Source organism: Azonexus sp. (genome assembly GCF_036170495.1).
In the GTDB taxonomy this organism is placed as follows: Bacteria; Pseudomonadota; Gammaproteobacteria; order Burkholderiales; family Rhodocyclaceae; genus Azonexus.
In genome coordinates, this window is record NZ_JAVHPH010000383.1 from 1 (window position 1) to 10301 (window position 10301).

The following is a 10301-nucleotide window of genomic DNA, read 5'->3' on the forward strand; positions in this document are numbered from 1 at the left end:
TTTCAGTCGCCGAGCGCGACGATTTTTCGGCCAGCTTGCGCACTTCATCGGCGACCACCGCGAAACCACGTCCCTGTTCACCGGCCCGTGCAGCCTCGATGGCCGCATTCAGCGCCAGCAGGTTGGTCTGTTCGGCGATGTCCTTGACTTCGCGGGTCATCGTCGTAATCGCTTCGGTGTTCTTGACGAAGTTATTCACCGAATCGGCCATTTCCGTGACGGCGCGCTCGACGATATTCATTTCGCCGAGCAACACATTGAGGTTGCGGCTGCCCTCGTTGGCCCGAGCCAGACTTTCCTGCGACTGGTGCTGGACGTGTTCCGCACTCTGGGCAATCGAGGAAATGCTGGAGACCAGCTGCTCGACAGCCGAGGCGGCCTGGTCGGACTTCTCGTTTTGTTGGTGCGAACTCTGCGTGACGCGATCGGCGTTGTCGGAGAGCGCCGCGACGCGGGCGGAAACCTGGCTGGCCGCGTCGCGAACCTGGCGGACCAACTGGTTGAAGTTTCCCATCATTTCGTTGAAAACCTGTGCTGCCTGGCCGACTTCATCGTTTCCCTTGATCTCGAGCCGGCGCGTCAGGTCGCCTTCACCCCGGGCAATGTCGGCGAGGCCCTTGCGCATGGCCTCAAGCGGCTTGCTGACAAAATGATTGGTGATCAGGTAGATCAGAACAAGCAGGGCGCCCAGCGCGGCCAGCGCAACACCGGCGATCTTGATCCGGAAGGCCGAGACCTGCGCTTCGACGGAGTCGAGCGACACCTTCATGCTGACGACGCCGAGCACGGTGCCTTCGGGAACCTGGTGGCAAGCGATGCAGTCCTTGCCGAGGTAGTTTTTCGACGCCTTGGTCGGGTTAATAACGTGCAGGTAAGCGCTGCCGTTGGCGGTTTCAACCGACATGTACGGGTTGCCGCTGGTCATTACTTCTTTTTCCAGTGCGTCGAGCGGACGCTTGCTCTTGGTGTCGGGGCCGTACAGTTTGACCACAGCATCGCTGCGGGCAACGATGAGGTCCTTGATGACCGAGAGCTGTTCGATCTGGTCGAGGAAGACTTCACGCTGGCCGACGGTGCCGGTCAGCATCATGCCGGTCAGGCCGGCCATGGTCATTTCGTGGATGCTCTTTGAGAAATCCTGGGCCTGAAGGATCGCCGTCTCTCGGTTGACCTGGGTGGTCCAGACGATTGCGCCGGCCCAGATGATGGCCAGTACTACCCAGATGGCCGCCGTCAGGCGGATCCAAATTTTCAAATCGGCGAAGCGCGGCATGGTATCCCTCACGTTTCTGCCGCCATTTTAGGCTAGGCGGTCAGGTCTATTTGCTGGATTGTGCCAGCCGTACCCGCTTCGTGCAAAAAAATTCCAGAAGTGCGAATTCCTCCGAGTAGTTCATTGGCATTTGTTTTGAGTTCAAATGGCGTAGCGATGCGGCTTAGCGCGATTGCGCCGACGCCCGAATCGCTTAACGATTGCACAGCGCCTTTGCCAGATTTGTCAGGTGTCCAGGTGGCCAGTTGGGTAAAGGCGGCATCGTTTTCGTCGATCCAGCCATTTTTGTCGTCATCGAGTCTGGCCAGTTCTGCAAACCCGTCGCCGCTGGTCGGGCCGAACAGTTCACTGCCGTTGTTGATCTTGCCGTCGCCATTGCGGTCGAAGGCGAGGAAGCCGCTGCCCGGAGCAAGGAGATTGATCTGTTCAGCGCGGCCATCGGCGTTGAGATCAAAGGCGAAGCGCTGGTCGGTCAGTTGCGCTGCCGTGCCGGCAAAGTTGAGGACGAGCGGGTCGGTCTTGCGTGCAGCGTCGCCGAGGCGCAGGCCGATGTCGCTTTCTTCGTGGTACTGGCGCGACATCGACAATTGCAGGTCGAACTTGATCTCGCGGCCATCGGCCGTGATTACCGTGCCGCTGGCGGCAAACGTCGTCTGCTCGGCCTCGCTGTAGGACTCGTGGCGGTCGTATTCGATGCCGTAGCCGGCTGCCGTCGGGCCCGCCTGTTCGCTGGCAGAGGGGGGCGCTTCGATGGCCGGGGTTGCCGTTGCCGGCTGGAGTTCGCTCGCGTCGAACACCCGCATGCGCTGCCCAGTCAGCCGTTCCATCATGAAGCGAATGAAGCGCAGTCGCGGGTCGCTATCGAGCGCGCTACTCCCTTCGCTGGCGCTGGCTTGGCTGGCCGCCTTGCCGGCGTCAGACAGGCTGACGTTGTCGGTGCGCGCCGGGCGGGGGCGCGAATCTTCGCCAGCAAATGGCGGACGCTGTGGCCCGACCCACATCCTCAGCGATTCGCGGACTTCATGGCGCTCGACGCGGGTGTGCGACGAGGCCATTTGCAGGTTGCTGCTGGCAATTTTCATGGTGGCCTCCGTCGAACGCATTGGGATGCATTATTAACGGCGACCGGGGGGAGAAGTTAAGGCTGGTAAAGATGCGGCTGGATCCAGCGTTTCAGCGATCCGAGGTCGAGGGCGCCGCTCTGGCGGGCGATCTCGCGGCCATTTTTAAAGATGGCCAGGGTCGGAATGCTGCGGATATTGAAGCGGGCGGCCAGTTGCTGCTCGGCTTCGGTATCGACCTTGACCAGCCGGGCATAGGGTTCGAGGTCGATGGCAGCCTGATGGAAATTGGGGGCCATTTGTCGGCAGGGACCGCACCACGGCGCCCAGAAGTCGACGACGACGGGTAGGTCGTTGCGCGAGATGTGGCGGTCGAAGTTGGCGGCGGTCAGTTCGGTCGGTTCGCCATTGAACAGGGGTTGTTTGCACTGGCCGCAGTTCGGCGCATCTTTCAATTTTTGGCCAAAAATCCGGTTGACCGTGGAACAGTGCGGACAGACGACGTGCAGGCTTTCTTCAGGCATCGGGCGCTCCAAATATCAGGTTTTTCTGATATGGGTGCCCGGTGCCGGATTTCAAGAGCGGGCGCCGAATTTGATGGCTTGCCGGGCGGTGGTTTCGAGTGCCTGCGGGTCGATGGCGAGCTTGGTTGGCCAGCCGGCCAGGTGGCTTTCGACAATGTCGGCCAGCGCCTTGATCCAGGCGTCGTCTTCGTTGAGCGCCGGGATGTAGTGATAGTCCTTGCCCCCGGCTTTGAGAAAATCGGCGCGGCCTTCCTGGGCGATTTCCTCGAGCGTTTCGAGGCAGTCGGCAACGAAGCCGGGGCAGATGACATCGACCCGGCGGATACCCTGTTTGCCCCATTCTTCAAGCGTTGGCGCGGTGTAGGGCTGCAGCCATTCGGCCTTGCCGAAGCGCGACTGGAAGCAGATCTGGAATTGCTCGGGCTTGAGGTTGAGGCGCTCGGAGAGCAGTCGGCCGGTCTTCTGGCATTCACAGAAATACGGGTCGCCGAGCTCGAGGCTGCGCTTGGGCAGGCCGTGGAAACTGATGAGCAGGCGGTCGTTGTCGCCCAGCCCGCCGTTCGTCTGCCAATGCTGACGTACGGATTTTTCGAGCGCAGCGAGATAGCCGTCGTGATCGTGGAAATTGCGCGTGAAGCGCATTTCCGGCTGATTGCGGGTTTTCGTCAGCCAGTTGCAGGCGTCGTCGACGACGGTCGCCGTCGTGCTCGCCGCGTATTGCGGATACATCGGCACGACGAGCATGCGGCTGGCGCCTGCGGCCTTGAGGTGGCTCAGCACGTCGGGCAGCGCCGGCGCGCCGTAGCGCATGGCCCAGGTGACGGTAACGTGATGGCCGCGCTGGCCGATCAGGCCCTTGAGCAGCTTGGCCTGGCGCTCGGTATGGACGCGTAGCGGCGAGCCTTCGGGCATCCAGACGGTGGCGTACTTGGCGGCCGATTTCTGCGGCCGGGTGTTGAGAATGATGCCATTGAGGATCAGCCACCAGATTGGTTTCGGAATCTCGACGACGCGCGGGTCGGACAAAAACTGCTTGAGATAGCGCTTGAGGGCCGGCGCGGTCGGTGCGTCCGGTGTGCCAAGATTGACGAGGACGACAGCGGTGCTGGCCGCGTTGCCATGACGGTGCGGCGGTTCCGGAAGAAAACGGGGCATTAGTTGTCCGACTTGAAGGAGAGGGCGCTGGAAAGCAGGCGGGCGGTGATGTCGACGATGGGAATGACGCGTTCGTAGGCCATGCGGGTCGGGCCGATGACACCGACCGAGCCGACGATGCGGCCATCGACGCTGTAGGGGGCGGCGATGACGCTGCATTCGTCGAGCGGCGCGATGCCCGATTCGCCGCCGATGAAGATCTGCACGCCCTCGGCGCGGTTGGAAATGTCGAGCAGGCGGACGAGGCTGGAACGTTGTTCGAAGAGATCGAACAGTTCGCGCAGGCGCTTCATGTTCGACGACAGTTCTTCGACATCGAGCAGGTTGCGTTCGCCGGAAATGACGTAAGGCGCTGAATTTTCCGCCATCGCTGCGTCGCCGGCATCGAGCGCCAGGGCCATGAGCGGCTTGATGTCTTCGCGAAGTTTCTGGATTTCACTGGCCAGGCGCTGGCGAATCTGTTCGAAATCGAGGCCGGCGAAATTTTGCGTCAGGTAATTGCCGGCGCTGACCAGTTCGGCCGGTGAGTAGGCTTTGTCGCTGCTGACGATGCGGTTCTGCACGTCGCCGTCAGCGGTGACGATGATGAGCAGGATGCGCTTTTCCGACAGGCTGAGGAATTCGATTTGCCGGATGCGGCTGGCCTGACGGCGCGGGGCGATGACGACACCGGCGAAATTCGACAGGCTGGAGAGCAGTTGCGAGGCGCTGGCGATGATCTGGCTGTTCGGCAGGCCGTGCAGCGATTCCTTCATTTCGCCCATCTGCCGGGCTTCGAGTGGCTGGACGGTGAGCAGGCGGTCGACGAACAGCCGGTAGCCGCGCGCCGTCGGAATACGCCCGGCCGAGGTGTGCGGGCTGGCGACGAAGCCGGCTTCTTCGAGGTCAGCCATGACGTTGCGGATGGTGGCCGGCGACAGATCGAGGCCGGAAAACTTGGATAGCGCACGCGAGCCAACCGGTTGCCCGTCGGCAATATAGTGTTCGACCAGGGTTTTGAGCAGGGTGCGCGAGCGTTCATCAAGCATGGACGGATTGTACAAAAAACCGGGGCAAGCACCGCAAGTGCTTTTTATGCAAGAATTCGACCCCATGAACAGAAGCTTTGCTTCCCCCGGCAATCCCCGGACCATCGCCCTGGTCGGCAAATACCACAGCATGGAAATTGCTGAATCCCTGCGTGGTCTGGCCGAGTACCTTTACGAGCGCGGCGTGTCGGTCTTTATCGAGCGTGAAACCTCGGAGCATATTGGCAAGAAGGTCGATCTGTCGCGCTGGGTGACTTGCGGTTTCAACGACATCGGCGCTCACGCCGATCTCGCCATCGTGCTCGGCGGCGACGGCACCATGCTCAACGCGGCGCGCCGTCTGGCCCGCTATTGTGTACCGCTGGTCGGCGTCAATCAGGGACGCCTTGGCTTCATGACCGATATTGGCCGTGGCGACCTGCTGACCTGCATGGATGACCTGCTCGACGGCCGTTTCAGGCAGGAAAACCGCATGCTGCTGGCCGCCGAAGTGACGCGCGACGGCAAGGAAATCGCCGAAAACCTGGCGCTCAACGATGTCGTCGTCGACAAGGGAGCCATCGGCCGGATGATCGAATTCGAGCTGTTTATCGATGGCGAGTTCATTTATAACCTGCGCTCCGACGGCCTGATCGTTGCCACACCGACCGGCTCCACGGCCTATTCGATGTCGGCCGGCGGACCGATTCTGCACCCGACGACGGCGGGCATCGCCCTCGTGCCGCTCTGCCCGCACGCGCTGAGCAACCGGCCGATCATTGTCAATGATCGGGCCGACATCGAGTTGCGCATCGCCAATGCTGACGACGCGCGCGTGCACTTCGACGGCCAGGTGACGCTCGATCTCGAACGCGGCGACTGCGTGCGCCTGCGCCGTTCCGAAAACGCCATCTGCTTCCTGCACCCGCCGGGCTACAGCTATTTCGCCATGCTGCGCCAGAAGCTGCAGTGGAGCGAGCGGCCCAAGGGAACTTAACCTTGAAACCACAGTTGACCGCTTCTTCCTTTCTGACCCGTCGCATGAACACAGGTTTTTGTCTCTTCGCGGCGACTCACCCTCGGGGTGATAGCGCTACACGGCCGCTGGCACGTCTGGTCGGGCGTCCGGCTTTGGCGCACCTCATTGCAGGCATGCGTCTGCTGCCTCGTCGCTTCGCGCCCGCCATCCCGTCCAAACGCAGCATCGGCCGTGTCCAACTGAGGTTTCAAGCTTAATGCTGCAGCATTTGACGATCCGCGACTTTGTCATTGTCGACCGGCTGGAACTCTCGTTTTTGGCCGGTTTTGGTGCGTTGACCGGAGAAACCGGGGCCGGTAAATCGATTTTGATTGACGCCTTGGCACTGGCCCTTGGTGAACGTGCCGATGCCGGCGTCGTTCGTTCCGGCTGTGAAAAAGCCGAGGTCGCCGCGACTTTCGATATCGCCGCCCAGCCGCAAGTCGGCGAGTGGCTACGCGCCAACGATTTCGACGGCGACGATGAACTGCTGCTCCGTCGTGTTGTCGACGTCGGCGGCCGTTCGCGCGCCTACATCAACGGCTCGCCGGCCACTGTCCAGCAGATGCGCGAAGTTGGCGAATGGCTGGTCGATATCCACGGCCAGCACGCCCACCAGTCACTGTTGCGTTCGGATGCCCAGCGCGCCTTGCTCGACAGCCACGCCAGCCTGAGCGGGCCGGCGCGGGAAGTTGCCGCCGCCTGGAAGATATGGCGCGACGCCGAACAAATGCTGCATACCGCCAGCCAAGGTGCCGACGTCCTGCAGCGCGAACGCGAGCAGTTGCAATGGCAGATCGGCGAACTCGACGCCCTGGCCTTTGGTGACGACGAATGGGCGACGCTCGATGTCGAACACCGCCGCCTCGGCCACGCCGCCAGCCTGATCGAAGGCGCGCAATACGCGCTGGCTGTCCTGTCCGATGACGAGGCCGCCTGCGAACGGCAGATCGACGGCGTTGCCACGCGGCTGGGGAACCTGGCTGAATACGATCCGGCGCTGGCCGAAGTTGCCGCGCTGATCGGCTCCGTGCAGGCCGAATTGTCCGACGCCGTGTCAACCCTGCGCCGCTACGCCGACCGGGCTGATCTCGACCCGGCCCGTCTGGCCCAGGTCGAGCGCCGGATGGAAGCAGTGATGAGCCATTCCCGCAAATATCGCGTCCAGCCCGCCGAACTGCCGGGCTTGCTCGCCGGTTGGCGGCAGCGCCTCGCCGAACTCGATGAATCGGCCGATCTGGCCGCGCTCGAAGCCAGGGTCGCCGCCGCCCGCCAGGATTATCTGGCCCGGGCCGGAAAACTCTCGACCGGCCGCAAGAAAGCGGCAACCGAAATGGGCACGGCAGTCAGCGAAATCATGCGCCAACTGGCGCTATCGTCAGGTCGCTTCGAGATCGCCCTGGTCCCGGTCGCCGATGGCGCCGTTTACGGGCTGGAGCAGATCGAATTCCGCATCGGCGGCCTGGCCGGCAACGAAGCCAAACCGCTGGCCAAGGTCGCCTCCGGCGGCGAACTGTCGCGCATCAGCCTGGCGATACAAGTACTCACTTCGCGCTCAGCCAGCGTCCCGACGCTGATTTTCGACGAGGTCGACGTCGGCATCGGCGGCGGCGTCGCCGAAATCGTCGGTCGCCTGTTGCGCGAACTGGGCAGCGAACGGCAGGTCCTGTGCGTCACCCACCTGCCGCAGGTCGCCGCGCGCGCCAACTGGCAATGGCAGGTTAGCAAGGCCACGCGAGACGGCGTCACGCTAAGTGCCATCCAGCCGCTCGACGAAAACGGTCGAATCCAGGAAGTCGCCCGCATGCTGGGAGGCGTCGAAATTTCGGCCATCACGCTGCAGCACGCCCGCGAATTGCTCCGTTTGAAGGCTTGAGGCGGATTTTCCGGAGCCCTACGGTCAACCGGAAAAAACGCCCGAAATTGAAACAAGGACAAGCTGAGAAACCACGGTATCTCCTCGCTTTTCATGATTTTTTGCAGGAATGCATTTCTTCGACTTGCCGCTAAATTCCGGAGACTGACTAACTATGGCTCTCACTCAAATGCAGCTCATCCAGTCGCTCGGCGAAGCCATGGCGTGGCTTGAGCGCGAGCTCGCGTGGGGTGTTCCGCCTACTGAGCTTCGACATCTCTGCGGCCGTATCGGTGAGCTTTATGCGGCGCTGATTACGAATGGACAGATGGCTGTGGCAGTAAACCAAGGGGGCTACGACGTCGTTAGTGGCCAAGGTGAGCGCATTTCAGTCAAGACCACGGCAATGATGGGCAGCAATGGACATATCGCGTTTAACCCGCGGTCGCTGAGTCAAGTGGACCGCGTGATTGTGCTGAGAATTAACACGGAGGATATGCAGGTCGAGACATTGCTGGACGCCCCTGTGGCCGAAGCTATGGCGAAAATGACACAGGAATGTGATGGTAAGCGCTGTTTGACACTGAGCCGACTTGTAAAGAAAACCAAGCCGAGAAGCGAAATTCGGGCGACGAAAGAGGTCCGGTTCGAGGGGTATCTGCTCCGAGAGTTGGAGAGTGGGACCATCGAAGTCGAGCGCGAGGGAGCGCCCGTCAGCCCGGTGTATCCGGTGCTTAAAGATATTGCGCAGCTAATAAGCGTGTCAGTGCTGAATTCCAACGGAAATCCGTTCAATACTCGCCAGCTAGGTAGTCTGGTCATCAGGACCGTCGCAGAGCAGCAAGGTTAGATAGAAATTTATGTGGGCAGAGCCAGCCCATTCGCGTTTACCAAATGCTTTACCCTTGCAACGAATTGTGCGGGGTATTACTGTGGTGTCACTTGCGGCAAAAGGAGCTCAACCATGTCTACCACCTCCCTGAAACTTTCTGACGAACTCAAGCAGCGGGCCGTTGCCGCGGCAGAGCAGAAAGGGGTGTCGCCGCATGCGTTCATGGTTCAGGCGATTGAGCAGGCCGCCACGGCAGCAGAAAGACGGGCCAGTTTCGTCGGCGAGGCGCAGGTGGCTCGGGAGCAAATGCTGGGTTCCGGCAAGGGCTTCGATGCCAGCGAGGTTCATGCTTACATGAGGGCACGGATTGCCGGCGAGAAGGTAGCGCGGCCGAAGGCAAAGTCTTGGCAAGGCTGAGCTATTCAGAGCAGGCGTTGGCCGATTTCGAAAGGCTGACCGATTTTCTGATCAAGACCGATCCTTCGGCTGCGGCGGAAACGGTTGGTTTGATCGAGGAGGCGGTGGCGTTGCTGGCGCGTCATCCGCTGGTCGGGCGCCCGGTGGAGTCGGCAATGCATGAGTTGGTGATTTCACGCGGACGGACCGGTTACGTTGCCCTCTACAGTTTTGAGCCGGTTCAGGACGTCGTTTTGATTCTGGCCATACGGCATCAACGGGAAGCCGGCTTTTGGGGGCAGGACGAAGACTGAACCACCATTCCCACGGTCAACCGGAAAAAACGGCCAAAAATCAAATGAAACCGAGCAGGCGCAGGACGGCGAGCAGCGCCAGCAACAGGAAAAAGACACCGCTGATCCGGTGAATCCAGTGCAGCGGCAGGCGATTGAGCCAGCGCCGTCCGGCGACAACGCCGAGGATCGACGTGCAGGTCAGGGCCAGCGTGGCGCCGACCCAGGTGGCGGTTGCATCGGCGGTGCTGCCCAGGCCGGCGACGGCGATCTGCGTCTTGTCACCGAATTCGGCGAGAAAGATCATCAGGAAAGTGGTGGCGAATATGCCGCGGCCTGGCTTTTCCTTAATGTCTTCGGTGTTTTCTTCTTCGAAACGCAGGGAACTGATGCCGAAGACGGCGAAGAGCACGGCAACGGCCGCAGTGACGAGCCATTCCGGCAGCCAGGCGGCAATCGCCGCGCCGAACAGCACGGCGAGCAGGTTGAGGATGGCAAAGGCGGCGACGGCGCCGAGTACGACCGGCAGGCCGCGATGGCGGGCGGCGAGCGTCATGCAGACGAGCTGGCTTTTGTCGCCGATTTCGGCCAGGGCGATCAGCAAAAAGGTGGCACCGGCCGAGGACAGCCAGGCCCCTGGCGCCAGGGCAATTTCAGTCATCTGGAAAGATCAGAAAATCAGGACTTGGCGTTCGGATCGTTGCGATTCGGGCACTGGTCCTTGGTACATTGGGCGTACAGGTAGAGCGCGTGGTCCTGGATGGCGAAGCCGCGTTCTTGAGCAATGGCGTTCTGACGCTTTTCGATTTCCGGATCGTAAAACTCTTCAACCCGGCCGCAGTTGATGCAGACCAGGTGGTCGTGGTGCTTGCCGTGGTTGATTTCGA

Annotated in this window: 12 protein-coding genes; 5 read left to right on the forward strand and 7 right to left on the reverse strand. The window is 61.4% G+C overall.

The features are described from left to right. The 5 genes from ADADOO_RS13925 to hrcA form a co-directional block, all read right to left on the reverse strand. On the reverse strand, positions 1-1273 hold a 1273-nt coding region (locus ADADOO_RS13925), incomplete at its 3' end, for a methyl-accepting chemotaxis protein (RefSeq protein WP_511278105.1). A 32-nt stretch (positions 1274-1305) separates the two neighbouring features. Next, positions 1306-2355, reverse strand: coding sequence for an SPM autocatalytic domain-containing protein (locus tag ADADOO_RS13930; RefSeq protein WP_511278106.1), 1050 nt, complete (start codon positions 2353-2355; stop codon positions 1306-1308). 56 nt (positions 2356-2411) lie between these two features. Then, positions 2412-2858 (reverse strand): thioredoxin TrxC, encoded by a 447-nt coding sequence (trxC, locus tag ADADOO_RS13935; RefSeq protein ID WP_511278107.1) that lies wholly within the window; start codon positions 2856-2858, stop codon positions 2412-2414. Between the two features lie 51 nt (positions 2859-2909). Beyond that, on the reverse strand, positions 2910-4013 hold the full coding sequence (hemH, locus tag ADADOO_RS13940) for a ferrochelatase (protein WP_511278108.1): 1104 nt from the start codon (positions 4011-4013) through the stop codon (positions 2910-2912). Then, entirely contained in the window at positions 4013-5041 is a 1029-nt protein-coding gene (hrcA, locus tag ADADOO_RS13945) for a heat-inducible transcriptional repressor HrcA (RefSeq protein ID WP_511278109.1), read from the reverse strand. The genes hemH and hrcA overlap by 1 nt, the downstream gene beginning before the upstream one ends. A 46-nt stretch (positions 5042-5087) precedes the next feature. Between hrcA and ADADOO_RS13950 the strand changes: the two genes are divergently transcribed. The 5 genes from ADADOO_RS13950 to ADADOO_RS13970 all read left to right on the forward strand — a co-directional run bounded on the left by ADADOO_RS13950 (position 5088) and on the right by ADADOO_RS13970 (position 9435). Further along, positions 5088-6017: an NAD kinase gene (locus tag ADADOO_RS13950; protein ID WP_511278110.1), complete on the forward strand. Its 930-nt coding sequence runs from the start codon at positions 5088-5090 to the stop codon at positions 6015-6017. Positions 6018-6255: 238 nt separating this feature from the next. Further along, positions 6256-7914, forward strand: coding sequence for a DNA repair protein RecN (gene recN, locus ADADOO_RS13955; protein WP_511278111.1), 1659 nt, complete (start codon positions 6256-6258; stop codon positions 7912-7914). A gap of 169 nt (positions 7915-8083) precedes the next feature. Beyond that, positions 8084-8743 carry a DUF6998 domain-containing protein gene (locus ADADOO_RS13960; protein WP_511278112.1) on the forward strand — a complete coding sequence of 220 codons (660 nt, stop codon included), beginning with the start codon at positions 8084-8086 and terminating at the stop codon, positions 8741-8743. Positions 8744-8857: 114 nt separating this feature from the next. Then, on the forward strand, positions 8858-9142 hold the full coding sequence (locus ADADOO_RS13965) for a CopG family ribbon-helix-helix protein (protein ID WP_511278113.1): 285 nt from the start codon (positions 8858-8860) through the stop codon (positions 9140-9142). Continuing rightward, positions 9130-9435, forward strand: a complete 306-nt coding sequence (locus ADADOO_RS13970; RefSeq protein ID WP_511278114.1) for a type II toxin-antitoxin system RelE/ParE family toxin — start codon at positions 9130-9132, stop codon at positions 9433-9435. The genes ADADOO_RS13965 and ADADOO_RS13970 overlap by 13 nt, the downstream gene beginning before the upstream one ends. A 40-nt stretch (positions 9436-9475) precedes the next feature. Here ADADOO_RS13970 and ADADOO_RS13975 read toward each other — a convergent pair whose 3' ends face one another. Continuing rightward, positions 9476-10075, reverse strand: coding sequence for a TMEM165/GDT1 family protein (locus ADADOO_RS13975; protein WP_511278115.1), 600 nt, complete (start codon positions 10073-10075; stop codon positions 9476-9478). 17 nt (positions 10076-10092) lie between these two features. Further along, a partial coding sequence (locus ADADOO_RS13980; RefSeq protein ID WP_511278116.1) for a transcriptional repressor occupies positions 10093-10301 on the reverse strand: 209 nt, incomplete at its 5' end.